General features: G+C 39.0%; 20 protein-coding genes. 18 read left to right on the top strand and 2 right to left on the bottom strand.

Features of this window, described 5'->3' with window-relative positions:
* The first annotated feature begins 23 nt into the window (after positions 1 to 23).
* From E6X37_RS08605 to E6X37_RS08525, 17 genes are all read left to right on the top strand, one after another.
* Positions 24 to 551: a RuvC family protein gene (locus E6X37_RS08605; RefSeq protein ID WP_278606651.1), complete on the top strand. Its 528-nt coding sequence runs from the start codon at positions 24 to 26 to the stop codon at positions 549 to 551.
* Positions 541 to 1,410 (top strand): YitT family protein, encoded by an 870-nt coding sequence (locus tag E6X37_RS08600; protein WP_012864080.1) that lies wholly within the window; start codon positions 541 to 543, stop codon positions 1,408 to 1,410. Before E6X37_RS08605 ends, E6X37_RS08600 begins: the two co-directional genes overlap by 11 nt.
* A 9-nt stretch (positions 1,411 to 1,419) precedes the next feature.
* Complete coding sequence (gene lepB / locus E6X37_RS08595; protein ID WP_008603428.1) at positions 1,420 to 2,004, top strand: signal peptidase I; 585 nt, start codon at positions 1,420 to 1,422, stop codon at positions 2,002 to 2,004.
* Positions 2,005 to 2,581: 577 nt separating this feature from the next.
* A complete protein-coding gene (locus E6X37_RS08590) occupies positions 2,582 to 3,844 on the top strand; it encodes an S-layer homology domain-containing protein (RefSeq protein ID WP_316689745.1) in 1,263 nt (420 codons plus the stop codon).
* 608 nt (positions 3,845 to 4,452) lie between these two features.
* Positions 4,453 to 5,715, top strand: coding sequence for a putative porin (locus tag E6X37_RS08585; RefSeq protein WP_155086535.1), 1,263 nt, complete (start codon positions 4,453 to 4,455; stop codon positions 5,713 to 5,715).
* 558 nt (positions 5,716 to 6,273) lie between these two features.
* On the top strand, positions 6,274 to 7,479 hold the full coding sequence (locus E6X37_RS08580) for a putative porin (RefSeq protein ID WP_155086536.1): 1,206 nt from the start codon (positions 6,274 to 6,276) through the stop codon (positions 7,477 to 7,479).
* Positions 7,480 to 7,755: 276 nt separating this feature from the next.
* Entirely contained in the window at positions 7,756 to 8,568 is an 813-nt protein-coding gene (locus E6X37_RS08575; RefSeq protein WP_155086537.1) for an HAD family hydrolase, read from the top strand.
* Between the two features lie 12 nt (positions 8,569 to 8,580).
* Positions 8,581 to 9,495, top strand: coding sequence for an RNase adapter RapZ (gene rapZ / locus E6X37_RS08570; RefSeq protein ID WP_021147899.1), 915 nt, complete (start codon positions 8,581 to 8,583; stop codon positions 9,493 to 9,495).
* A 12-nt stretch (positions 9,496 to 9,507) separates the two neighbouring features.
* Entirely contained in the window at positions 9,508 to 10,857 is a 1,350-nt protein-coding gene (locus tag E6X37_RS08565) for a gluconeogenesis factor YvcK family protein (RefSeq protein ID WP_021147900.1), read from the top strand.
* Positions 10,858 to 10,872: 15 nt separating this feature from the next.
* Entirely contained in the window at positions 10,873 to 11,820 is a 948-nt protein-coding gene (whiA, locus tag E6X37_RS08560) for a DNA-binding protein WhiA (protein ID WP_155086538.1), read from the top strand.
* Between the two features lie 12 nt (positions 11,821 to 11,832).
* Positions 11,833 to 14,880: an ATPase gene (locus E6X37_RS08555; RefSeq protein ID WP_195395011.1), complete on the top strand. Its 3,048-nt coding sequence runs from the start codon at positions 11,833 to 11,835 to the stop codon at positions 14,878 to 14,880.
* Between the two features lie 351 nt (positions 14,881 to 15,231).
* Positions 15,232 to 16,182, top strand: coding sequence for an aspartate carbamoyltransferase catalytic subunit (locus E6X37_RS08550; protein ID WP_155086540.1), 951 nt, complete (start codon positions 15,232 to 15,234; stop codon positions 16,180 to 16,182).
* On the top strand, positions 16,166 to 17,452 hold the full coding sequence (locus tag E6X37_RS08545; RefSeq protein ID WP_173014561.1) for a dihydroorotase: 1,287 nt from the start codon (positions 16,166 to 16,168) through the stop codon (positions 17,450 to 17,452). The genes E6X37_RS08550 and E6X37_RS08545 overlap by 17 nt, the downstream gene beginning before the upstream one ends.
* Positions 17,452 to 18,519, top strand: coding sequence for a glutamine-hydrolyzing carbamoyl-phosphate synthase small subunit (carA, locus tag E6X37_RS08540; protein WP_004695539.1), 1,068 nt, complete (start codon positions 17,452 to 17,454; stop codon positions 18,517 to 18,519). Before E6X37_RS08545 ends, carA begins: the two co-directional genes overlap by 1 nt.
* Position 18,520: 1 nt before the next feature.
* Positions 18,521 to 21,721 carry a carbamoyl-phosphate synthase large subunit gene (carB, locus tag E6X37_RS08535; protein ID WP_195395010.1) on the top strand — a complete coding sequence of 1,067 codons (3,201 nt, stop codon included), beginning with the start codon at positions 18,521 to 18,523 and terminating at the stop codon, positions 21,719 to 21,721.
* 5 nt (positions 21,722 to 21,726) lie between these two features.
* Complete coding sequence (locus tag E6X37_RS08530; RefSeq protein WP_195395009.1) at positions 21,727 to 22,494, top strand: dihydroorotate dehydrogenase electron transfer subunit; 768 nt, start codon at positions 21,727 to 21,729, stop codon at positions 22,492 to 22,494.
* Positions 22,494 to 23,444 carry a dihydroorotate dehydrogenase gene (locus E6X37_RS08525; protein WP_195395008.1) on the top strand — a complete coding sequence of 317 codons (951 nt, stop codon included), beginning with the start codon at positions 22,494 to 22,496 and terminating at the stop codon, positions 23,442 to 23,444. The genes E6X37_RS08530 and E6X37_RS08525 overlap by 1 nt, the downstream gene beginning before the upstream one ends.
* A 188-nt stretch (positions 23,445 to 23,632) precedes the next feature.
* On the opposite strand, the gene E6X37_RS08520 is transcribed toward E6X37_RS08525, so the two are convergent.
* The gene (locus tag E6X37_RS08520; protein ID WP_004695545.1) at positions 23,633 to 24,523 is read right to left on the bottom strand and encodes a LysR family transcriptional regulator; all 891 of its coding nucleotides are present in this window, start codon (positions 24,521 to 24,523) and stop codon (positions 23,633 to 23,635) included.
* Between the two features lie 195 nt (positions 24,524 to 24,718).
* Here E6X37_RS08520 and E6X37_RS08515 point away from each other — a divergent pair, with 195 nt between their 5' ends.
* Positions 24,719 to 24,904, top strand: a complete 186-nt coding sequence (locus E6X37_RS08515) for a hypothetical protein (protein WP_004695548.1) — start codon at positions 24,719 to 24,721, stop codon at positions 24,902 to 24,904.
* Between the two features lie 23 nt (positions 24,905 to 24,927).
* Here E6X37_RS08515 and E6X37_RS08510 read toward each other — a convergent pair whose 3' ends face one another.
* Positions 24,928 to 25,581 carry a YigZ family protein gene (locus tag E6X37_RS08510; protein WP_278618537.1) on the bottom strand — a complete coding sequence of 218 codons (654 nt, stop codon included), beginning with the start codon at positions 25,579 to 25,581 and terminating at the stop codon, positions 24,928 to 24,930.
* Between the last annotated feature and the right edge of the window lie 128 nt (positions 25,582 to 25,709).

Raw genomic sequence — 25,709 nt, 5'->3', positions numbered from 1 at the left:
GTACTTACAAAGGGGATAATCAAATGACTGAAAATACATATATTTTAGCAGTGGATCCAGGAAATGAGAAAACTGGCGTAGCTATACTTTCACCTTTCGGTGAGATGATATGCCGTAAAATTATTTCTTCAAATACTTTTAATAAAGATATTGAGCGTATTTTAACTGAATATTATGGTATTGTTCATATTGTTTGTGGAAATGGTACAAATCATAAACACTTGTATCCTTCTCTTCAACAAATTGGACGCAATCATAAAATTACAACTAGTTTAATCGACGAATCTCACAGTACAGAGGAGGCCCGTAAATTATATTGGCAATATAATCCTCCTACAGGGTGGCGCAAGATTATTCCTACATCTATGCAATTTCCACCAGAACCTGTAGATGATTTGACGGCTCTCGTTATTGGCTTGCGCTATACGAAGCAGTTAGCTCAGAACGAAGCGGCAATCAAAGAAGAAACTATGAGTTCAAGTGAGTTAGAAGAGAAAAGATTACATGCTATGGAGCAGTTATACGGAAAAGGAGATAATCATGACGAATGAAACTTCAATGCGTAACTGGTCAAATCTTATTATGCGCTGTGTAATGATGACTCTAGGTGCCTTAATATATACGATAGGGTTAGATTTATTCTTAGTACCCAATAGTATCATTGACGGTGGGGTAGTTGGTATATCTTTGATGGCTGCGGAACTATCAGGTATTTCTTTTAGCATTTTCGTAGTACTTTTCAACTTACCCTTTTTATATTTAGGCTATAAAGTAATTGGTAAAGGATTTACCTTGTCTACTTTGTTCTCTATTATATGGATGGCAATATTTTCTACCATTGCACACCGCTTTACACCTATTACAACTGACCCATTTTTAGGGTCAATCTTTGGTGGTATAATCTTAGGTATTGGGGTAGGGCTAATTATTCGTAATGGTGGCTCATTAGATGGATCTGAAATTGTAGCTATTATCTTTGATAAACGGTCCACCTTTTCTGTAGGCGAAATTGTAATGGCCATGAATTTAGTTATTCTTGGAGCAGCGGGCTTTGTATATAGTTGGAATAGTGCCATGTATTCCTTAATTGCTTATTTTATTGCTTATAAGATGATTGATGTGACCATCACTGGACTTGAAGAATCTAAAGGGGTTATGATTATTACCGATGCAGATAATTCCAAGATTATTGCTGATGCATTAAATGCTAATCTTAATCGTGGTGTTACTATTATGTATGGAGAAGGCGGGTATTTAAAACAACCGAAACATGTATTATATTCTGTAGTAACGCGGCTAGAAATTACAAGATTAAAGGATACCGTTTATGAAGTAGATCCTACAGCATTTATTACGATCCAAGACGTACATGATGTCTTTGGTGGGAGATTTACGAAAGGTGGTCATTAAGAGGAAACTATGAGTAATAAATTAGGTAGTACAATAGTAAAAGAAATATTAGATTGGATTTATGCTATTGCATTGGCATTAATCATTGCTATGGTAATTCATATTTTCTTGATTCAACCTACTAGAGTGTCTGGGGAATCAATGGATGATACATTACACAATGGACAATATTTGATTGTTACCAAATGGCATCATATTATGAATGATATGCCCGAATATGGACAAATCGTTATTATTGATAGTCGTGTTAATCGTGTTCGTACATGGGTGGATGATGTAAAAGAACCACTGATGAACTATGCATCTGTTTTTAATAAATCCGCTCAAACAAATGATGTATGGGTAAAACGTGTAATAGGTAGACCTGGTGATGTACTAGAGTTTAAAGATGGTTATGTATGGCGTAATGGAGAAAAATTACAAGAACCATATACAAAAGATACAAAAATGAATTATACCCGGTCTACACCTGTAACAGTTCCTGAAGGTCATGTATTTGTAATGGGGGATAATCGCAATCACTCTAGTGATAGTCGTTTTATCGGCCCAGTTCCTGTTGATCATATTCTAGGATTTGTTTCTTACGCAATTTAATAATCGTGAAAGCCTATCTACGATAAATTTCATCGTAGATAGGCTTTTTATAAGTTAAGAAGGATTAAGTTATGTTGTATCTTGTGAAATGTATACTAAATAAAATTTAGCAAGACGGCTAGGTCGAATCTAAATATATCACTTATCAATCTTATAGAAAATAAATAATTCAAACAAATGAATTAATATAAATTATAAGTATATCTAAATTTAATAAGTGATAATTATTAAAATTGTGGTTATAGATAATAAAATTATCTATTTTTTTAGACTATAAAATGAAATTTTGTAAAATTAAATTTTTAAAAATGCAGTAATAATCTATGTTTTTGGTATAATTTTTATTCATGAAAGAAATTTCATAAAATTTAGTTGTGTAAAATGCTTTACAAAGTTTTGGGGTGGTGGTATATTCACATCAACAGAAAGGCTACGCTACAAAGAAGTGGAGCTAAGATAGATAATTTAGTTGAGGAAACATGGACACTCCTAATACATCTTTCATAGTGATACTACTTATGTAGTGAATGTCTTCTGCAAATATAAATTCTTATTTATAAGAAAGAAGGAATTCATTATGAAAAAACAATTCGCAACAATGTTAGCAGCAACAGCAGTGTTAGGTGTAACAATAGCATTTGCTGCAAATCCATTCTCCGATGTAACTCCAGATAGTTGGGCATACCAAGCAGTATCCCAATTAGCACAAGCTGGTATCGTTAATGGTTATCCAGATGGCACTTTCAAAGGCCAAAACAATATCACTCGTTATGAAATGGCTCAAATGGTAGCTAAAGCTATGGCTAACCAAGATCGTGCTAACGCTGAACAACAAGCTATGATTAACCGCTTGGCAGATGAGTTCTCTAATGAGTTGAACAACCTCGGCGTTCGAGTATCTCGCTTAGAAGACCGTGTAGGTAATGTAAAGGTAACTGGTGATGCCCGTATCCGTTACCAAGGTTCTGAAGACAAAGGTGTTTACAAAGCTAATAGTAAATCTTTAACTGACGGCCGTGCACGTGTACAATTTAATGCTAATGTAAATGATAAAACACAAGCAGTTGTTCGTGTAAAAGGTAATTACGAATTTGGTGACTCTACTAAAGGTTCTCAAGCAACAATCGATCGTGCTTACGTGGATCACAAATTTGGTAGCAACGTATCTGCTAAAGCTGGTCGTTTCCAACAAACAATTGGTGGCGGTTTGATGTACGATGATACATTTGATGGTGCACAATTGAATGTAGGTAATGATAAAGTTCAAGTACAAGGTGCATATGGTTATATGATTGATGGTGCTGCTGATGGCAACTCCAAATCTGATAACCCATCTGTATCCTATGTAGGCTTAAAAGGTAAAGTTGGTAAAGAATCCTCCGTTGGTGGTTTCTATTCCAGATTATCTAGCGGCAACTTGAACCACAATGGTGTAACAGTTAATTCCGATAAACAAGATGTTTACGGTTTCAATGCGGACTTCCGTAAAAATAAATTGTGGGCTGGCGGTGAATGGTTGAAAGCTTCCAACGTAGATAATTCTCAAGCTTGGACAGCAGGTCTTGGCTATGGTAACTACGACATCGCTAAAAAAGGTACATGGGATGTGAAAGGTCAATACTTCAACCAAAAAGCTAATGCACCAATTGTAAGTTCCACTTGGGATCAAGCATATGATTTAACAAATACATCTAATGGTTACAAAGGTTACATGGCTAGCGTAGACTACGCAGTACAAGATAACGTAGGTTTATCCGCAGGTTATGGTTTCAACTCTAAAGACCAAAGCGGTAATGATCTTTCCGATTTCTATCGTGCAGAATTAAATTACAAATTCTAATTCCCTCACAAACAAAAAAAGACTTCTTCGGAAGTCTTTTTTTTTGTTGCATAAAAGTATTATGAATTATTTTATATATAATAATATATATATAGTAAAATGTTTTATAAATACATAATATTAAAAGTAATCGAATAATTTAGTGGTTATTAAGAATTATATCCCTTATATTATAGGATATATTTATAAAATCTTTCTGTATAGGACGATAAATTTCTTATTAATTATATATATATTAATAAGTTTAACTTAATAAAAAATATAATAAAAATTCTCAATTAATAGAAAGGGATATAAAATTAAATTTTTTTATGAAAAAAGTTATACCCTATAAAACTAGATATAATCTAATCTTGAAGATACTTTAAGTTATAAAAATAAGATATTGAGAATACAATTGAGAAAAAAGGGTTTACATGAAAAAATGGTTGTGCTAATATCACCGTACAAGAAGTAGCAAACATATGAAACGAAGAACTTCGATGTAGAATATAGCGAGGAAACATGGACACTCCTGAAATTCTTAATCTGAAGAGCTGAGTAGAATATGAATGTTATGACTTGAAACATTTTATTTTCTATTTTTTTCAGAAAGAAGGAATTCAACTATGAAAAAACAATTCGCAGCAATCTTTGCAGCAACAGCAGTTTTGGGTGTAACTACTGCATTCGCAGCTAACCCATTCTCCGATGTAACTCCAGATTCTTGGGCGTACCAAGCAGTTTCTCAATTGGCTAACGCTGGTGTTATCAATGGTTACCCAGATGGCACTTTCAAAGGTCAAAACAACATTACTCGTTACGAAATGGCTCAAATGGTAGCTAAAGCTATGGCTAACCAAGACCGTGCTAATGCTGAACAACAAGCTATGATCAACCGTTTGGCTGATGAATTCTCCAACGAATTGAACAACTTGGGCGTTCGTGTAGCTCGCTTGGAAGACCGCGTTGGTAATGTAAAAGTTACTGGTGATGCTCGTCTTCGTTACCGTGATGCTCAAGATGCTAAATCCAAATTCGATGCTCGTGCACGTGTACAATTCAACGCAAAAGTAAACGATCGCACTGATGCAGTTGTTCGTTTGACTTCTGGTAACTTCGAATTGGGTGACTCCAAAACTGAAGGTAATTCAAATGCTACAATCGACCGTGCATATGTTAACCATAAATTCGGTGAACGCGTATCCTTGAAAGCTGGCCGTTTTAACCAAGTTCTTGGTGGTGGCTTAGCATTTGATGGTACTTTCGATGGTGCTCAATTTAATGCTGGTAATGATAAAGTAAACTTCCAAGCTGCATATGGTTACATGGTATCTGGTGACATTGGTATGCTTAATGGCAAAACAAAAGTTGACCCTGATACTGGTGATATTGTATGGAATAACTCCTTATCTAAATCTGATAATGTAACTCATACATATGTAGGCTTAAATGGTAAAGTAGGTAAAAACACTACATTGGGTGGTTTCTACGATCGTGTAAACCAAGATTCTGGTTACAAAAATATCTATGGTTTCAACGCTGATGCTAACTTCGATAAAGTTTGGGTTGGTGGCGAATGGTTGAAAGCTTCTAACGTTGATGAATCTCAAGCTTGGACTGCAGGCGTAGGTTTTGGTAACTATGACATCAAAAAACAAGGTACTTGGGGCGTAAAAGGTCAATACTTCAACGCAAAAGAAAATGCTCCTATCGTAGATACAACTTATAACCACTTATATACTACAGATGCTAAAGGTTGGATGGCTTCCGTTGACTACGCTTTACAAAATAACGTAGGCTTGTCCGCTAACTACGGCTTCAACTGGAAAGATCAAGACGGTGATAAATTAGATAACTTCTACCGTGCTGACCTTAACTACAAATTCTAATTTGATAGTTAGTCATATGAAAGAGACTCCTTCGGGAGTCTCTTTTTTTGTAGATTGAAGATTAATATACACGGTGAATAGCTTAGAGCATTATCAATTTAATATAAAGAGTAAGTAGGATATTCTTTTCTAGCAAATAAATATAATGATAATATAGCTTTAGATTTATTCTTTACATTAGTGAATATATATTTAATTAATTAACAATACTAATGTAAAATTGAGATTTTAAATCTAATAAAAATTTTTTGTATAAAACTATAAAATGAAAAAATGTTCATGAAGTTAGATTTTTACTGCATTCATGAAATTTTTAAAATAGAGAATATTCAGTAATAAGGCTGAATATAGGTGTTAAGGCTTTACATAGAAAAAAGGTTGTGATACTATCACCGTACAGGTCATGATATATACATGAAATGAAGATCTTCGATGTAGAGTATGGTGAGGAAACGTGGACACTCCTATACATTCTTAATCTGAAGAACGAGTAGAATGTGAATGTTATGACTTGTAACATTTTATTTTCTATTTTTTTCAGAAAGAAGGAATTCAACTATGAAAAAACAATTGGCAGCAATCTTTGCAGCAACAGCAGTATTGGGTGTAACTACAGCTTTCGCAGCTAACCCATTCTCCGACGTAACTCCAGATTCTTGGGCATACCAAGCAGTTTCTCAATTGGCAAACGCTGGTATCGTTAACGGTTATCCTGATGGTACTTTCAAAGGCCAAAACAACATCACTCGTTATGAAATGGCTCAAATGGTAGCTAAAGCTATGGCTAACCAAGACCGCGCTAACGCAGAACAACAAGCTATGATCAACCGTTTGGCTGATGAATTCTCTAACGAATTGAACAACTTGGGCGTTCGTGTAGCTCGCTTGGAAGACCGCGTTGGTAACGTAAAAGTTACTGGTGATGCTCGTCTTCGTTATAAAGATGCTGAACATGCTAAATCCAAATTCGACGCTCGTGCACGTGTACAATTCAACGCAAAAGTAAATGATCGCACTGATGCAGTAGTTCGTTTGACTTCTGGTAACTTCGAATTGGGTAACTCCACTACTGAAGGTAACGCAAATGCTACAATCGATCGCGCATATGTTAACCATAAATTCGGTGAACGCGTATCCTTGAAAGCTGGCCGTTTCGGTCAAGTTGTTGGTGGTGGCTTAGCATTTGATGGTACTTTTGATGGTGCTCAATTCAATGCTGGTAATGACAAAGTTAATGCACAAGTAGCTTATGGTTACATGGTATCTGGCGATGCAACTGGCTTGACTAAAGAGGAAAATGTTACTGATCTTATCGTAAATGTTAATGGTAAAGTTGGTAAACATGCTATGGTTGGTGGTTTCTATGACCGTATTAACCAAGATGATGATGTTAGAAACGTATATGGTTTCAATGCTGATGCTAACTTCGATAAAATTTGGGTTGGTGGCGAATGGTTGAAAGCTTCTAGCCTTGAAGAATCTCAAGCTTGGACAGCTGGCGTAGGTTATGGTAACTACGACATCAAAAAACAAGGTACTTGGGGCGTAAAAGGTCAATACTTCAACGCAAAAGAAAATGCTCCTATCATTGATACTACTTACAACCACATCTACACTACAGATGCTAAAGGTTGGATGGCAACTGTTGACTATGCATTGCAAAACAACGTAGGCTTAACAGCTAACTACGGTTTTGATTGGAAAGATCAAAACGGTAATGATAAAGCTGACTTCTACCGTGCAGACCTTAACTACAAATTCTAATTTGATAGTTACTCATACGAAAGAGACTCCTTCGGGGGTCTCTTTTTTGTGTTTAATATAAAATTATATGAGGCTTTTTATTATAGTGTTTCATTAATGCTGTCTACTCAATTAATATAGAATGATTTGTCGATAATAGAGGATTTTGCATTTAATGAAATTTCCATGAGTAAACTTTCTTATCATTATTAGGGTTATTACCGCTTATTTCTATCTATAGTGCCACTATTAATGGTATAATAAAGAGTATTTAAAATTTCTATAAAGGCGACAAACATGAATTCTTCTTTTTCTCATATCAAAATGGTTGCCATCGATTGTGATGAAACTTTGGTGCGTAGCGATAATTCTATATCTGACTATACAGTAGATGTATTACATCGGTTGCAGCAAAAGGGTGTTGCTATTACGATTGCTACGGGGCGTATGTACCAAACGGCTAAGCCCATTGGTCAGGCGTTAAAGCTTGGTAATGTGCCGCTGATTTTATTTTCTGGTGGCCTCATTCAAGAATTAGAAACAGGATATAAACTATTTGAACAGACTGTTCCTATTGTAGCCGTACGTCGTATTTATGAATTAGCAAAACAATATGATTGGCATATACAATCTTATGTGGATGATTATTTACTATGCCATCATAAGACGTGGCAGTCTGCTCTCTATGAAAAACAGACTGGTGCTACGGCAGAATTTTTAGGTGATACGTTATATAGTTTAAACTCCGAACCGAATAAGCTAATTGCCATAGATACAGTAGAAGGAATTGACCGAATTATTGAAATTTTAACTCCTAGAGTTGGTGATTTGGTGACTCTAGTTCGTAGCCAAAAAGACTTTTTAGAACTCATTGCCCCTAATGTGTCAAAAGGGCGTGCCTTGACACAACTAGCTTTAGATAATCATATTAGTTTAAAAAATATCGTTTCTTTTGGTAATGCAGAAAATGATATTTCTATGCTACGTAAAACAGGTTATTCTGTAGCCGTTGAAAACGCTACAGATCATGTAAAATCTGTGGCTCATACAATTTGTGGCCACCATAATGACGATGGCGTAGCCCATTGGATTGAAGATAATCTTTTATAATGGAGTAAAACTATGGAAGCATTTCGTTTGTTAATAGTTACAGGCATGTCAGGTGCCGGCAAAACTCAGGTATTGCAAGCTTTAGAAGATATGGGGTATTTATGTATTGATAATATTCCCCCTGTGCTGATCCCTAAATTAAGTGAAATTTGCCGACAAGGTGGAGAACGGACTAATCGTGTTGCTCTTGTTGTAGATATTCGGGGGGGCGAATTTTTTGAAGCTCTTTCTTCATCTTTAGATACATTAAAAGATATGAAGGTAGATTTTGAAATTGTATTTATGGATGCTACAGATGAGACTTTGATTCGTCGATATAAGGAAAGTCGACGGAGTCATCCATTGGCTCCTAATGGGCTGATTACAACAGGGCTAAAGAAGGAACGCCAAATTCTTAACTCTGTGCGCCATAAAGCAGATTTTATTATTGATACCACTAATATGAAAACAGCCAGCTTGAAAGAGTATTTAAAAACGCGCTTTGCTCAAGTTGATGAAGCTCATGGTATGGCTATTACTGTAGTGAGCTTTGGTTTTAAGTATGGTATTCCTCTCGATGCAGATATGGTATGGGATGTTCGTTTTCTACCTAATCCATTTTATATTCCTGAGTTTCGTCATAAAACAGGTCGTGTAAAAGCAGTGAATGAATATATTCATTCCTTTGAAGTAACAGAGGAATTTAAAAGACGTTACTTTGATACTATGGATTTTCTTGTGCCAAATTATGAACAAGAAGGAAAATCTCAATTTATTGTGGCAGTAGGCTGTACAGGTGGTATGCATAGATCTGTAGCTATGGCAGAGGCTCTATATTCCCACTTGTTAGAAAAAGGATATCGTGTCACTGTTGAACATAGAGATATGATGAAAAATAATGTAGAAGAAGATTATAATCCTCATGAAATTATAACACTTGATAACTAGATAGGGGGGATTATGTTGCGAAAAGGATGGTTCCGGTGGCTAATTCCGGGTCTAAATATAAAACGTTGGCTTGCCCTATTTAGTTGTGGTGTAGGTCTTTTAATTATTGGCATTTCCTTGATGTTTAACTATCAATGGCTTGCGGTTCTTGAAGATATTGTACTTGCCTTTTCTTATAATATGACGGGCTTTTACAATTATAATGTACTCATTGCTGTAGGGGCTGTAGTATTATCGATTGGCGCTGTATTAATGCTCATAGGTACAAGTAAAGTTATAAAAACGATTATTCGTGCGGTACTACCTAATCCTGACAGCAAGGTATCGGATATTATCTTTCAAAATATCCGACTCGATAAGGGCCCTAAAATTGTAGTAATCGGTGGGGGTACAGGCTTATCAAATTTATTGCGTGGTTTGAAATCACATACATCAAACCTATCTGCGATTGTAACAGTTGCTGATGATGGAGGTTCTTCTGGCCGCTTGCGAGAAGATTTTCAAATGATAGCACCTGGTGATTTAAGAAACTGTTTAGTATCACTAGCTGAACAAGAAGGGGTAATGGAGAACTTATTCCGTTACCGCTTCGAAGGGGAAAATGAGCTTTCTGGACACAGCTTTGGTAATCTCTTTATCACTGCGCTCGCTCAAGTTTACGATGGAGATATTGAAGAAGCTCTTGAAGCGGCTAGTAAATTGTTGCGTGTCCGTGGTCGTGTAATTCCTTCCTCTACAGAGTTCATTAAATTACGTGCAGAGATGACAGATGGTACTATTGTAGAAGGTGAAAGTAATATACCACACTCGGGTAAACGAATTCGTCATATCTATAGTGATCCAGCATTGCCTAAGCCAGAGGGGGCTGCATTACGTGCCATTGATGAAGCGGATGTAATTATTTTAGGTCCTGGTAGTTTATATACAAGTATTATCCCAAATTTACTAACTGATAAATTGGCCTCTCATGTACGTGCCAGTAAGGCTAATAAAATCTATATTGCTAATGTTATGACACAACCGGGTGAAACCACAGGCTACACATTAAATGACCATGTAGAGGCTTTAATTGCTCATGGCGGAGAAGGAATTATAGATACTGTTCTTGCCAATGATGGGCCGTTGCCAATTCAAATGGTTGAACAATATAGTGCTGTAGGATCTGAACCATTGGTATTAGATACTAAAAAGTTACAAGACAAAGGAATTCGCACTATACGAGCTACCTTAATTAACCCTCAAAAACCAGCTGTTCACGATCCTGAACGGTTAGGTAAAGTTATTATGGATATCATTCATGCTATGCAATCTAACACTGAACCGCATATCTTAGAATATTATCTTCAACGAGATGATCATTAATGAGAAGGGATGTCCATGTCATTTGCAGAAGATGTAAAAAATGAATTATGCCAATATGAAGCCTCTAGTGATGCGGATGTGGCCATGAAAATTGAAGCGTCTTGCTTATTGCGTATGAGCGGATCTATCATTTTGGGGATGAAAGGTGCCGTTGGCATTCGTTTGGCTACGGCTAATAATGCAGTAGCTCGTCGGTTGCTTGGTATTTTGAAAAAGCAATACGAATTACCTACAAATGTATTAGTACGACAAGGTTTAAACCTGCGTAAAAAAAATATGTATACGCTCTCTGTGGAACCTTCTATAGAGGGGAGACAGGCTTTAGAGGATCTCGCTTTATGGCCTGTAACCGAACAAATCCCTCGCAGTTGGCTCAAATCAATGGAAGCACGACGTGCCTTTTTAAGGGGAGCTTTTTTAGGTGGAGGCTCTGTTAATAAACCACAAAGTGATTACCATCTTGAGTTTATGACGGGAAACGAGACCTTTGCAAGGGAAATTATCCATGTACTACGGTTCTTTCACATTCATGCGGGCTTAACGGAGCGGAAGGAAGAATATGTAGTATATCTTAAAGAAGGGGATGCAGTAACAAACTGTTTGCAAATCATGGGGGCTCAATCGGCGCTTATGGAATTTGAAAATGTGCGGATTATGAAAACCGTACGGAATCAAATTAATCGTCAAGTCAACTGTGAGACTGCAAATTTACAGAAGGTTGTGGATGCAGCAGTTCGTCAGGTAAAAGCAATCCGTATTATTGATAGAGAAATCGGTATTGAAGAATTACCTGAAAAGTTGCGCGTCGTTGCAAGACTTCGGTGGGAGAATCCTGAAGCGAGTTTAAAAGAACTTGAAGAGTTGATGGAGGGGAAACTATCTAAATCTGGAATTGGCCATCGACTAAAGAAGATTGAAGCATTAGCACTTACGTATGACCCGTTGGGGCTCGAAGAAGTATAGAGGTAATAATATATGTTTTCCTATAAATCAAGATATTGTGTAGCTGCGGCTATGGCTGCCATGGCTGCCCTTACAGGCCATGTAGAAGCTCGTGATATAGATTTACAATCAATTGGATATTTTCAGTTTTCTCCGTTGCCACCATCGTTGGTGTCTCAAACTGATACATTGCTCCTATCGGATAGTCCTGAATATGTAGGCCCCGTAGGAGGTACGTTAAGTGCAGGTACAATTAATGGCAATGGTCGTATCTATTTCTATCATGTAAATGAAATGGATTTACCTCACAAGATTGCTATCGTCTTAGAAAACCAAACGGCTTATCCAACTTCAGTACATGTCATGAGACAATTAAAATCTGTAGCTACACCTGATTATTTTGCAGCAGGTCGTGATTTGTCTCGAAAGGATTTGGAGCAACCTCTTAATGAAAGCCGAGATGCAAGACCATTATATTCTCTTAGCATCCCACCACAAGGGCGCCAATTAATCTTTAGTGACTTAGAAAATACACCGGTAAATCGAGATGCATTATTTACGGGTATTGTAGATATTAAAACAGAAGGGCCTATATTTGCGCGTGTCATGATGTTGCCTATGGGGATGGACCCTGTAGATGCGTCACATTGGGTGAAAAACCTTCCTATTGATGAAATACAATTACGCGGTACTTATACTGGTGCTAAGCGTAATATGGAGGTTACTACACCATTCGATACCTCTTTAGGTGGTGCCTTTGTAGAAATTGGTAATGACCGAGAAGATACGTTTATTAATGGTGTAGACGAAATGCAAAATAAAGCATTTGTTCGAGATCGTGGTAACTATGGCGTATCGTATACGTTAAAAATTCCTACAAAGGGGAATGAACCGTTTAGACTGTATTTTAACCCTCTTGGGGGACCTTATTCTGGTTCCTTTACGGTAAAAACATTGCATCAACAAGGTGCTAGAAGGGGGCAGACAGATACACGGACTTATCACATTGGTGGTGCAGATGGTATTTCCGCATTAGGGGAAGGTACTATATTAGATAGCCGTCTTTTAGGGAACTATAATGCGGGCGATTTATTAACATTAAACTTTATGCCAGCCGGTGCATCGAATTTGCCAATTCGTTTCTTGTTGATTCCTGAATCTCTTGCAAATCCACAAAAACATCAAACTATTGCTGTTAATGTACCAAAAGATGTTAAAGATATTTTAGGGAACCCAACTCAAGGGGGAACACAAATACCTGTAGGACCTGTAGGTGGTAAAGATGGAGATAAAGGGTCCGTAGATACTAAAAAATCTACTGTTGAAAGTCCAGCTAAACGGGCAGAAGTAATTGCTCATGAAGAAACTAAAAAGTTAAGCGATAAAGCTGTAGCAGATGTAAAAAAAGAAGCACAACTTAAAAAAGCAAAAGACGAGAAAGAAGCATTAGCTCGTAAAAAAGCTGAAGAGGCTCGACTAGCTGCAGAAAAAGCCGAAATGTTGCGAAAGGCTGCAGAAGCCAAGCATGCTGAAATTGAGCGCAAGATGGCTGAAAAAGCCGAAGCAGAGCGTAAAGCAGAGGAAGCTCGCAAGGCGGAAGCGGCTCGTAAAGCTGAAATGGCACGTATCGAGGCAGCGAGAAAAGCGGAAGCAGATCGGCTAGAGGCGGCTCGTAAAGCAGAAGAAGCTCGACTAGCAGCGGAAGCAAAACGTCTTGAAGAAGAACGTAGAATTGAAGCTGCTCGTATTGAGGCCGCACGCAAAGCGGAGGAAGAAAGAAAAGCGGCCGAAGCTAAGGCACGCTTTGAAGCGCAAAGAGCAGCAGAAAAAGCTGCTTTAGAGGCCAAAAAGGCCGAAGAGGAACGCTTGGCTGCTGAGGCCAGAGCTCGTTTAGAAGCACAACGTAAAGCCGAGCAGGAAGCATTGGAAGCAAGACGTGCCGAAGAAGCTCGTAAAGCAGCAGAAGCGAAAGCTGCTTTAGAAGCACAACGTGCTGCTGAGCAAGCCGCTCTTGAAGCGAAGCGTCAAGAAGATGCTCGTAGAGCGGCAGAGGCTAAGGCTGCTTTGGAAGCACAACAAATGGAAGCAGCAAGAAAAGCAGAAGAGGCTCGTCGTGCGGAGGAAGCGCGTAGAGTAGAAGAAGCTCGAATTGAAGCGGAACGTAAAGCTGAGGCCGCTCGCGTAGCAGCAGAAGCAAAACGAGCAGAGGAAGCACGCAAAGCTGAAGCTGCGAGAATTGAAGCGGCGCGTAAAGCTGAACAAGCTCGTTTAGAAGCAGAAGCACGTAGAGCAGAAGAAGCTCGGAAAGCAGAAGCAGCTAGACTTGAGGCACAACGTAGAGCTGAACAGGAACGACTCGAAGCAGCGCGCCGTGCTGAAGAAGCTCGCATTGCTGCAGAGGCTAAACGTGCCGAAGAAGTGCGTAGAGCCGAAGAAGCTCGTCGCATAGAAGAAGCAAGACGTGCCGAAGAGGCTCGTAAAGCAGAGGCGGCTCGCATAGCGGCGGAAGCTCGTAAGGCAGAGCAAGAGCGACTTGCTGCAGAACGAGCTGAAGCAGAACGTCAAGCAGCCGAGGCACGACGCCTTGCTGAGGAACGATATAAAGCGCAACTAGAGGCAGAACGTAAAGCTGAAGCTGCCCGTCAACAAGCGTTGGCTCAAGCTGAAATAGAGCGTAAAGCAAAAGAGCGTGCTGAAGCGATTCAACGTGTTCGAGATCAACAAGAAAGCGCTCGTCGTCGTGCAGAACTTGCCCGTCAACAACTTGAAGCCGAACGTAAGGCTGCTCAAGCATCTAAGAGGACTCCTTCCTTCAGTGAACTTGATGATATTCATGGGGATACATCAAATGTAACTATTCCAAATGCTGTATCCATTGATGAGTTGACTAAACCTAGACCGACTGCATCTCAAAATACACGTCGTCGTGAGCAACGTCAACCTCAATTGTCGCCAAATCAGCAATATGTGCAGATAAATCCTGTAGCGAATGAGCCGCAACAAGATCAAATGCCATATACTCCACAAAATGAACAGCAAAATGATGAAGAAAACCCACCAAGATTATATCCATTAGGTTAAGACCCTTAATTTCTAAAAAAGAAATTTTAGATTAAAGTTTAAGATATAGAAGTGTATTAATAGCTGTTTAAATATAGAGAGGACAAGCAATTTTATATGCTTGTCCTCTTTTTAAAATACATATGAATTTTGTGTTTTACATTGACTTTCAAAGGTGGATTCAGTACAATAAATAAAGAAATGCATATATGGTACGAGAGACCATTGCATAATACAATACCTTTTAATTTAGTCCAGAGAGGCTGAGAAAGGAATATAGTTGAAGTGCCCATAGGGGCTTCTTTGTGCAAACTATTTGACCTTTTGCCCTGGGCAAAAGGTCTTTTTTGTTACGTGAGTTAGGAGGAAATCATGGGACAAGTTAGCCTAAAAGGCAAAGATTTATTGGGTTTGCAAAATGTGTCACCTGAAGAAATCAAATTGATTTTAGATGTGGCAAAGAAAATGAAGAAAATCGTTCTTTCTGATGACAAGAAGGTTCCACTATTAAAGGGGAAATCCATTATCAACCTTTTTATGGAACCAAGTACTCGTACTCGTAGTTCCTTTGAGTTAGCCGGAAAATATTTAGGGGCTGACGTAATCAATCTTTCTCCTAGTGGTTCTTCCATGGGTAAAGGTGAAAGCTTCCGCGATACATTGTTAACAATGTCCTACATGGGCACAGATGCTATCGTAATGCGCCACAGCGCAGAAGGTGCACCTTTATACGCTACGAAAGCCGTAGATCCTATCATCATTAATGCAGGTGATGGCGCTCATGAGCATCCAACACAAGCTTTACTAGATATGTACTCTATCTTAGAGAAAAAGAAATCTATTGAAGGCCTAAAGGTGGTTATCCTTGGCGATATAATGCATAGTCGCGTAGCACGCTCCAACATTTATGGCCTTACAAAAATGGGGGCTGATGTACATCTAGCTGGTCCTCGTACAATGGTATATCCAGAATTTGAAAAATTAGGTGTTACCGTACACCATGATATTCGTGAAGCAGTGGCTGATGCAGATGTAGTTAACGTACTTCGCATTCAATTAGAACGCATTCATTCTGCATTGTATCCTACAAATAGAGAATATGCTCGTATCTTTGGTATTAACAATGATGTATTAAAATTAGCTAAAGATGATGTAATGGTAATGCATCCAGGTCCTATGAACCGCGGCCTTGAAATTGCACCAGATGTAGCATATTCTAATCAATCCGTAATTCAAGAACAGGTACGTAATGGCGTAGCTGTACGTATGGCTGTATTGTACTTAACTATTATCGGAGGTGACGGTAGTGAGCTTGCTTATTAAAAATGGTACGGTAGTTAATCCGGCAAAAAAACAAAACGAAGTAGCAGATGTTCTCGTAAAAGATGGTAAAATTGCAGCCATCGGTCAAAACTTGAGTGCTGAAGGTGCTGAAGTTTATGATGTAACAGGGCTTATCGTAGCACCTGGTCTTATCGATATTCACACACATTTGCGTGAACCAGGCCAAGAAGCTAAAGAAGATTTCCACTCTGGTACACAAGCGGCTGCTGCAGGTGGTTTCACACGTGTTGTCACTATGGCTAATACTAACCCAGTTGTAGATAATGCTGCACTTGTAAGAGGTTTACAAAAACAGGCTGAACTCACTGGCGTTGTGAAAGTAGAATTTATTGGCGCTGTATCCAAAGGCCTAGAAGGTAAGGAACTTGCTGAAATGGGCGATATGGCAGAAGCTGGTGTAGTAGCATTCTCCGATGATGGTCACTATGTAGAAAATGCTGCATTTATGCGTCGTGCCTTAGAATACTCCTCCATGTTTAATAAAATGGTTATCGACCATGCAGAAGATATTACATTGACTAAAAATGGCCATATGCATGAAGGTATTGTTTCTTATGAATTAGGTGTTATTGGTCGTCCTGCAGTAGCTGAAGATTTGGCTGTTGCTCGTGATATCTTGTTATCTGAAATGACAGGTGGTCATATCCATATCGCCCATGTAAGTAGTAAAAATACTGTAGATATGGTGCGCCGTGCGAAGGCTAAAGGCCTTAATGTAACCTGTGAAGTTACAAGCCAACATTTGTCTTTCACAGATGAATACCTACGCGAATATAATCCAGCATTTAAAATGGCTCCTCCAATTCGCTCAGAAGATCATCGCCAAGCATTATTAGAAGGCTTGAAAGATGGCACAATCGATGCGATTATTACAGACCATGCACCACATGCATACGAAGAAAAAGACCATGAATTCTGCTGTGCACCAAATGGTTTCAGTGGCCTCGAAACATCTTTGGCAGCGGTTATTACAAATGCATATGGTCCTGATAAACTTAGCATTGATCAAGTTGTGTACTATATGAGTACTCGACCAGCTGAGTTGATGCACCTTGATGCAGGTGTTCTTGAAGTTGGTAAGCCAGCGGATATTACTGTATTCTCTACAACTGAAAAGTGGACAGTAGATAGAAATAAATTTTATACAAAAGGTAAAGTTAGCCCATTTGATGGTATGACTGTTACAGGTAAAGCTAAACTTACAGTAGTTGATGGCAAAATTGTTATGAAGGAGGGCGTAGTCTTATAATGAAAGGCAAGTTAGTTCTTGAAGATGGTTCCGTGTTTGAAGGTTCCTTATTAGGTGGCGCCCCAACGGTAGGTGAAGTTGTATTTAACACAGGTATGACCGGGTATCAAGAAATCTTGACTGACCCATCCTATGCGGATCAAATTATTACATTAACCTATCCTTTAATTGGTAATTATGGTACTTTAAATTCTATCACTCAAGGTCCTAAGCCATATTGTAAAGGTTTTATTGTAGGTGAACTATGTGACTTTCCATCTAACTGGCAAAATGAGGGGTTATTTAGTGAGTATCTTCGTTTGCACGGCATCCCTTGCCTTTATGATGTAGATACACGTGCGATTACACGTGTTCTTCGTAACCATGGTGTAATGAAGGGTGTACTTGTACGCTCTGATTATCCTATGGAGGATATTCAAAAATTGTTTAAACAAGACTTGCCAACAGATCAAGTTATGCGTGTAACTACAAAATGGCAAGGTATGCGTGGCGATAAAAATGCTGAATTCCACGTAGCGGTAATGGATTATGGTGTAAAGGAAAATATCCTTCGCTCTCTAGAAGCTGCAGGCTGTCGTCTTACTGTATTTCCTGCAGATGCTAAGGCCGAAGATGTGTTGGCAGCAAATCCAGATGGTATCTTTTTATCTAATGGCCCTGGAGACCCTCAAGATCTTGGCTATGCAGTAGAAGAAGTAAAGAAGATGTTTGGTAAGAAACCAATCTTTGGCATCTGTATGGGGCATCAAGTATTGGCACAAGCCTATGGTGGGACTACATTCAAATTGAAATTTGGTCACCGTGGTTCTAACCATCCTGTACAAGATTTACGTACTGGTCGGGTATATATTACATCTCAAAATCATGGCTATGCGGTAGATGATACTTCTTTGCCAGCTTTTGTAGAAATTACACATCGTAGTGTAAATGATGGCACCGTAGAAGGTATGCGTCATAAAGAATTGCCAATCTTCTCCGTACAATACCATCCAGAAGCATCCCCAGGACCTACTGATAACCTATATTTATTTGACGAATTTGAAGACTTAATGAGAAAGGGAAAATAATATGACCTCAGAAGCAAAAAAAGTACTTGTAATTGGTTCTGGTCCAATTATTATCGGCCAAGCTGCAGAGTTTGACTATGCTGGTACACAAGCATGCCGTTCCCTTCGAGAAGAGGGTTATAAAGTAGTATTGGTTAACTCTAACCCTGCTACTATTATGACTGATACAGATATTGCAGACCGCGTATATGTAGAACCGATTAGTCTTGAATTCGTAACAGAAGTAATTAAAAAAGAACGCCCTTGGGGCTTGTTGGCTACATTAGGTGGTCAAGTAGGCCTTAATATGACCGTACAATTGTCTGAAGCGGGCGTATTAGAAAAATATGGTGTAAAACTTCTTGGTACAACTCTTGAAGCTATTAAACAAGCCGAAGACCGTGAACTCTTCAAAGAAGCGATGAAGGAAATTAATCAACCAGTTCCTGAATCCGATATCTTTAACGATCTTGAAGAAGCAGTAACCTTTGCTAATCGCATTGGGTATCCTATTATCATCCGCCCTGCATACACGTTAGGCGGTACTGGTGGCGGTATTGCCCATAACGAAGATGAAATGTATGAAATTACACGCCGTGGGTTGAAACTTTCACCAATTCACCAAATCCTAGCAGAACGTTCCGTTGCAGGCTGGAAAGAGATTGAATACGAAGTAATGCGCGATAGTGCAGATAATTGCATCATAGTATGTAATATGGAGAATATTGACCCTGTTGGTGTGCATACTGGGGACTCTATCGTTGTGGCACCAAGCCAGACTTTAAATGATATTCAATACCAAATGCTGCGTACCGCATCTGTAGAGATTATCCGTTATTTGAAAATCGAAGGTGGTTGTAACGTACAATACGCTTTGAATCCAAATAGCAACGAATATATCGTTATCGAAGTAAACCCTCGCGTATCTCGTTCCTCTGCATTGGCATCTAAAGCAACTGGTTATCCAATTGCGAAGGTAGCAGCTAAAATCGCAGTAGGCATGACATTGGATCAAATTACAAATGCTGTAACAGGCGAAACAAAAGCATGCTTCGAGCCTACACTCGACTATGTAGTAACGAAGTTTCCACGTTGGCCATTTGAAAAATTCAATTTGGCGGACCGCACATTGGGCACTCAAATGAAGGCTACTGGCGAAGTTATGGCTATCGACCGCTCTTTAGAAGGGTCTTTGTTAAAAGCAATTCGTTCCTTGGAGATCGGTTTAGACCATATTGAGCTTAAGAAAATCGCCCATGAATCCATGGAACAGCTTATCGAACGTTTACACTTAGTAGATGATGAACGTATCTATGTTGTGGCAGAAGCTCTTCGCAAGGGGATTAGTGTAGAAAAAATCCACTATATTACAAAAATTGATACATTCTTTATTGAAAAAATCAAAAACATTGTTAATGTAGAAAAAGCATTGGCTGAACAGGGCTTAACAGAAGATGTATTGCGCAAAGCAAAACGCTATTCCTTCACCGATTCTGTTATTGCTCGCTATGCTAATACAACTGTAGAAGAAGTTCGCGCAAAACGTAAAGAATGGAACATTCTACCAACATATAAATACGTAGATACATGTGCGGCAGAATTTGAATCTAAAACGCCGTACTATTATAGTGCCTATGCGCAAGAAGATGAAGTTAAACCACTAGGTGAAAAATCTGTAGTAGTACTTGGTTCTGGGCCAATTCGCATTGGTCAAGGCGTAGAGTTTGACTATTGTTCCGTACACTCATCTTGGGCACTCCGTAAAGCGGGTTACCAATCCATTATGATTAATAACAACCCAGAAACAGTTTCTACAGACTTTGATATTTCTGATTCTTTATACTTTGAGCCATTGACTGTGGACGATGTTATGGAAATCATTGATAAAGAACAGCCAGTTGGCGTTATCGCTCAATTCGGTGGACAAACAGCGATTAACTTGGCAGGCCCATTGGCTAAGCGCGGTGTAAAAATTCTTGGTACATCCGTGGATAGCATCGATATGGCAGAAGACCGTGAACGCTTTGATGAATTGTTGGCGAAACTTGGCATTCCTCGTCCAGTAGGTGCTCTGGTAACCTCTGATGAAGAAGCACAAGAAGCAGCTAAAAAGTTAAAATACCCATTAATCGTTCGTCCTTCCTATGTATTGGGGGGGCGTGCGATGGAAATCGTATACAATGATAAAGAGCTTGATGTATACATGAAGGAAGCCGTAGTAGCATCTAAGGAGCATCCTGTTCTTATCGACCGTTACATGGTTGGTATGGAGGTAGAGGTTGATGCTATTTCCGACGGTACTGATGTATGTATCCCTGGTATTATGGAACAAATCGAACGTGCCGGTGTTCACTCTGGTGACTCCATGGCCGTTTACCCAGCTCAACACTTGAGTCAAGAATTGATTGATCAAATTGTTGACTATACACGTCGTATTGCAGTAGGTCTTAATGTTAAAGGTGTGCTTAACATTCAATATATCGTGGCTGATGGTGAACTTAATGTAATCGAAGTTAACCCTCGTTCTAGCCGCACCGTACCATTCATTTCTAAGGTAACAGGTATCAATATGGTAGAATGTGCAACACGTATTGCGCTTGGTGAAAGCTTAAAAGATTTGGGCTTGCCACTAGGTCTTGTACCTAATAAACCTTATGTAGCTGTAAAAGCACCTGTATTCTCCTTCTCCAAAATGGGGCTTGTGGAAATCGCTCTTGGACCTGAAATGAAATCTACTGGCGAAGTTATGGGGATTGGTCGTACATATTCTGAAGCTTTATTCAAAGCTATCAATGGTGCAAACATGCGTATTCCAGAGGATGGTACAATTCTTATGACAGTAGCAGACCGTGATAAAGCAGAAGCTTGTGAACTTGCAAAAGGGTTCATCGATCTTGGTTATCATATTGAAGCAACTGGTGGTACAGGTAAATACTTTATCGAACACGGTGTTGATTGTAAGGTGGTTAATAAAATCTCTGAAGGTGATGACAACTGTGCTGATCACATTCGTCAAGATAAAGTGGATCTTGTACTTAATACATTGACTGCAGGTAAACGTCCTGAACGCGAAGGCTTCCAATTACGTCGTCTCGCTGTAGAAATGGGTACACCTTGCTTAACAAGTCTTGATACAGCACGGGAAGTATTGCGTGTTGTGGCGAATCGTAAAGATGATGCTAACTACTCTGTAGAAGCGTTACAAGATTTTGAATTGGAGTAATAACCATGAGTGGCTATGTAGAACAGGGCGAAGTCGTTCGCAATGAGCAAATAGGCTCTGATGTGTGGATTATGGATATTCACGCACCAAAACAAGCAGCAGAAGCAAAGGTAGGACAGTTTTGTAATGTTCGCGTAGCGGACTCTACGGCGCCATTATTGCGTCGCCCTATTAGCTATGCTGGATTCGATGCCCGAAAGGGTATTATTACCCTTTTGTATCGCGTCGTAGGTAAGGGGACTGAAATTATGACACGTCTCGTGCCTGGTGATACATTAGATTGTTTAGGCCCTTTGGGCGAACCGTTTGTAACATCTAATAATATGCTTCTCATTGGCGGTGGCGTTGGTATCGCACCGATGCTATGCATCGCGTCGCATTTGCAAAAACGTGAAGAAGCACAAGTTATTCTTGGTTTTAGAAATGAAAGCGAAACCTTCTGGGCTGATCTATTTAAAGATAGGCCTGTTACAGTACATATCACTACTGATGATGGTAGTGTGGGCATAAAAGGTTTCCCTACGGCTATTATGCCAGACCTAATTAATGCTAATTCCTTTACCTCTATCATGACTTGTGGTCCTATGCCGATGATGAAAGGCGTAGCTCAAGTGGCTAAAGAACTGAATGTGCCTTGCCAAGTTTCTCTTGAGGAGCGTATGGGCTGTGGTACTGGAGGTTGTTTAGGCTGTGCTTGTGATGGTGCAGAAGGTAAACGCTATAAGGTTTGTAAGGATGGTCCTGTATTCCCAGCTGAGGAGGTGTTCTTTTAATGCGTGAACGCGATTTAAATAACACCGTTACGCCTAATCCAAAGCTTGCTGTTGATTACTGCGGTATTAAGATGAAAAATCCTATTATCGCTGCATCTGGCACCTTTGGTAATGGCCCTGAGTATGCTGGGTATTTAGACCTTAGCAATGAGGTAGGAGCTATCTCCGTAAAAGGTTTAACACCAAAAGGACGTCATGGCAATCCTGGTACTCGCATTGCAGAAACACCATCTGGCGTATTGAACTGTATTGGTCTTGAAAATCCTGGAGCTGAACATTTTGTTAGAGAAATTCTACCAGAGCTTAAGAAATATGATGTACCATTGCTAGCGAATATGTCTGCTGGTACAATTGATGAATTTGCATGGATGGCAGAGACATTATCTGTAGATGGCATTGCAGGATTAGAAGTCAACGTATCTTGCCCAAATGTAGAATGTGAAGGCATGGCCTTTGGCGTAGATCCAAAGGTCGTTGAATCGGTAACTAAAGCGGTTCGTAAGGTAACGGATAAACCTGTTATCGTTAAGCTTTCACCAAATGTAACAGACATTGTAGAAATCGCAAAGGCTGTTGAAGCAGGCGGTGGTAATGGAGTAAGTCTAATTAATACCTTGTTGGGCATGGCTATAGATATTCATCGTCGCAAGCCTGTATTGGGGAACACTTATGGTGGATTATCTGGCCCAGCCGTAAAGCCCGTGGCTCTTCGCATGGTGCACCAAGTTTATAAAGAGGTAACTATTCCTATTATTGGTCTTGGTGGTATCATGACTGGCACAGATGCTATCGAATTTATGATGGCAGGGGCGCAAGCCGTTCAAGTTGGTACAGCTACGATGGTAGATCCAACAGCAATTTCACGTATTGCCCGTGAAATGAGTGAATATGTAGAACAATATAATCTTAACAGCATCACTGATATTGTAGGTGCTGTTCATCAAGTATAACAGAATCATATATACGGCGAGCTTAAACAACCATAAGATTTGTCGTTATATAGGATATGATACAAAAAGACCTAGTACATTTAGTACTAGGTCTTTTCTTATGTATTGAATTGGGGTCTATAATTACATAGATGCCAATTATATAGACTGTTAATGTCATAGTATGGTAATAATATGTATAATTATGATTATACATATGCTTTGTAGAAGTCAATAAATTGCTGTGCTACTGGGGAAAGTGCATGGCCTTTAAGTGTGATAAAAGCTTTTTTGAAATCCCCCGAGAATTCTGGCAATTTGATGCGGGCCATTTTGCGATGATTGATGAGTTCCTTAGCGTCCATTGGGACTAAAGAAACTGTACGACCAGAAGAGGCCCATTCAATAGCTGAGCTTTTTGTGGTGGTGATAGCTACCGCATTAAGTTGCTCCATATCTGTTAAGCTAGACTGCATAATCATTCGGACAGATCCACCAGAAAGGGATAGAGGACATTTTTTTATGTCTTCCCACGTGATGGTATCATGTTCACGATCTGTCCAGAATACATCACGGCGGAAAATAGCGTATAAATGCTCTTCTTGGGTAAGCAGAATATCAAATTTATCGATATCTACCATTTGAATATTGGCGATACCTAATTCGGCGCTACCGTTGATAAGTTGGGTCACTACATTTGTCATAAGTCCTTCATAAATTTCAAAATGGACAGATGGATATTTCATGGAAAAAGCTGGTAAATATTGCTGTACGATTGGCGTTGAACGAGATGCAGACGTCGCAATGCGTAAAGTACCTTCAATGCGTGAATTCAATTGTTGTACAGCATTATATGTAGATTCTTCAATAGAGCAGAGTTGTTGCGCTTTTTCGTAGAAGATTTTACCAGCATCTGTTAATTGCAAGTTTGATCCTCGTTGGCCGCGTTTAATGTTGATTAATTGAGCCCCAAATTCAGCCTCTAAATATTTCAACTGCTTACTTAACGCTGGTTGTGTAATATGAAGAATCTCTGCGGCCTGTGTCATATTGCCCGTTTGAACAAGGGTAATAAAATTGTGGTAGTAAGATGTATCCATAGAATCTCCCTATTATACACATAATATGATAAATAAAAATTATAACGAACTAAGTAACGGTCATTTCACATTTAATAAAATGCTATATATACTAAATTCAACAAAGTAATAGAAAGTAAATTGAGTTTTAAATTATCTTTCTATACTTATCACAAATTTTGATATACAACAAGAGTTAAGAAAGTAGGTACTACTATGGGCGTGGTAAAAAGAACCTTAGGTCAAGCAATTCGTAATTGGGAAGCACGTAGATTAATGACGGCTCGTAATAAAATTAGCCGGAAAAAACAATTAGAACGAGTATGGCCTTATCCTATGACTAAGGAAAAACGTCGTGAACTCGGTCAAGGCATAGCCGGTTTAGTTAATAACGGCAATTAAAAGTTTGGAATCTACTAACTAGATTATTTATCTAGTGGTAGTACCACCTCAATAGAATCTAATACAGTACAAGTAGCAGCTCCATGACTTATGTCTTGGAGCTCTTTTTGTATGCGCTCTACATCAGTAGGTGGTATTAGAATTGTAATGTCTACATATTCACCAAAGCTTGCTTCATAATGTAATTTTTCGTCCTGGACATATCTTTCTACTGCTCCATACAGCGAATAGTCAATCTTTGCTTGTAGTCGGGTTCGTGTTGTATGTAGTTCTTTAGGGGCAAGACGTAAGGTTTCCGCAACAGAGTGTGAATAGGCCCGAATCAAGCCACCAGCGCCCAATTTAATACCTCCAAAATAACGCGTTACGACGACGGCTACATTGGTAATGCCAGTCTTTTTGAGTACTTCTAGCATTGGTTTACCTGCTGTACCTGATGGTTCTCCATTATCGGAAGATCGTTGTTGTTCTTGCTGTGGTCCTAATGCATAGGCTGTGCAGTTATGACGTGCATCCCAGAATTCTTTATTGATGCGGCTTATAAAGGTTTGGGCTTCCTCTTCAGTCTTGCAAGGATGTACAGTTGTTATAAACCGTGATTTTTCAACAACATATTCATGGCGAAATTCTTTTGCTAGAGAAATAAATTCCACCGTAGGGCTTACTGATTCAGACATATATTCACCTCCTTTGGAATCAAAGCTTATGTTTATTCATCATCACTTTATTATAATCTATTTATGAAGGCTATGTATAGGTAAAAGCGGTTAATTCCCTTATAAAAAAGAAATAACCCTCTATATTT

The organism is Veillonella parvula (assembly GCF_032550495.1).
GTDB lineage: Bacteria > Bacillota > Negativicutes > Veillonellales > Veillonellaceae > Veillonella > Veillonella parvula_G.
This window is presented reverse-complemented; position numbering and strand designations above follow the sequence as displayed.

Excerpts from the sequence above, each read along its gene's own strand:
- E6X37_RS08585 (WP_155086535.1), top strand. The coding sequence starts at position 4,453 with ATGAAAAAACAATTCGCAGCAATCTTTGCAGCAACAGCAGTTTTGGGT.
- E6X37_RS08580 (WP_155086536.1), top strand. The coding sequence starts at position 6,274 with ATGAAAAAACAATTGGCAGCAATCTTTGCAGCAACAGCAGTATTGGGT.
- E6X37_RS08530 (WP_195395009.1), top strand. The coding sequence starts at position 21,727 with ATGAGTGGCTATGTAGAACAGGGCGAAGTCGTTCGCAATGAGCAAATA.
- E6X37_RS08605 (WP_278606651.1), top strand. The coding sequence starts at position 24 with ATGACTGAAAATACATATATTTTAGCAGTGGATCCAGGAAATGAGAAA.
- lepB (WP_008603428.1), top strand. The coding sequence starts at position 1,420 with ATGAGTAATAAATTAGGTAGTACAATAGTAAAAGAAATATTAGATTGG.
- E6X37_RS08600 (WP_012864080.1), top strand. The coding sequence starts at position 541 with ATGACGAATGAAACTTCAATGCGTAACTGGTCAAATCTTATTATGCGC.
- rapZ (WP_021147899.1), top strand. The coding sequence starts at position 8,581 with ATGGAAGCATTTCGTTTGTTAATAGTTACAGGCATGTCAGGTGCCGGC.
- E6X37_RS08575 (WP_155086537.1), top strand. The coding sequence starts at position 7,756 with ATGAATTCTTCTTTTTCTCATATCAAAATGGTTGCCATCGATTGTGAT.
- carA (WP_004695539.1), top strand. The coding sequence starts at position 17,452 with ATGAAAGGCAAGTTAGTTCTTGAAGATGGTTCCGTGTTTGAAGGTTCC.
- carB (WP_195395010.1), top strand. The coding sequence starts at position 18,521 with ATGACCTCAGAAGCAAAAAAAGTACTTGTAATTGGTTCTGGTCCAATT.
- E6X37_RS08555 (WP_195395011.1), top strand. The coding sequence starts at position 11,833 with ATGTTTTCCTATAAATCAAGATATTGTGTAGCTGCGGCTATGGCTGCC.
- E6X37_RS08550 (WP_155086540.1), top strand. The coding sequence starts at position 15,232 with ATGGGACAAGTTAGCCTAAAAGGCAAAGATTTATTGGGTTTGCAAAAT.
- E6X37_RS08520 (WP_004695545.1), bottom strand. The coding sequence starts at position 24,523 with ATGGATACATCTTACTACCACAATTTTATTACCCTTGTTCAAACGGGC.
- E6X37_RS08565 (WP_021147900.1), top strand. The coding sequence starts at position 9,508 with ATGTTGCGAAAAGGATGGTTCCGGTGGCTAATTCCGGGTCTAAATATA.
- whiA (WP_155086538.1), top strand. The coding sequence starts at position 10,873 with ATGTCATTTGCAGAAGATGTAAAAAATGAATTATGCCAATATGAAGCC.
- E6X37_RS08590 (WP_316689745.1), top strand. The coding sequence starts at position 2,582 with ATGAAAAAACAATTCGCAACAATGTTAGCAGCAACAGCAGTGTTAGGT.
- E6X37_RS08525 (WP_195395008.1), top strand. The coding sequence starts at position 22,494 with ATGCGTGAACGCGATTTAAATAACACCGTTACGCCTAATCCAAAGCTT.
- E6X37_RS08515 (WP_004695548.1), top strand. The coding sequence starts at position 24,719 with ATGGGCGTGGTAAAAAGAACCTTAGGTCAAGCAATTCGTAATTGGGAA.
- E6X37_RS08510 (WP_278618537.1), bottom strand. The coding sequence starts at position 25,581 with ATGTCTGAATCAGTAAGCCCTACGGTGGAATTTATTTCTCTAGCAAAA.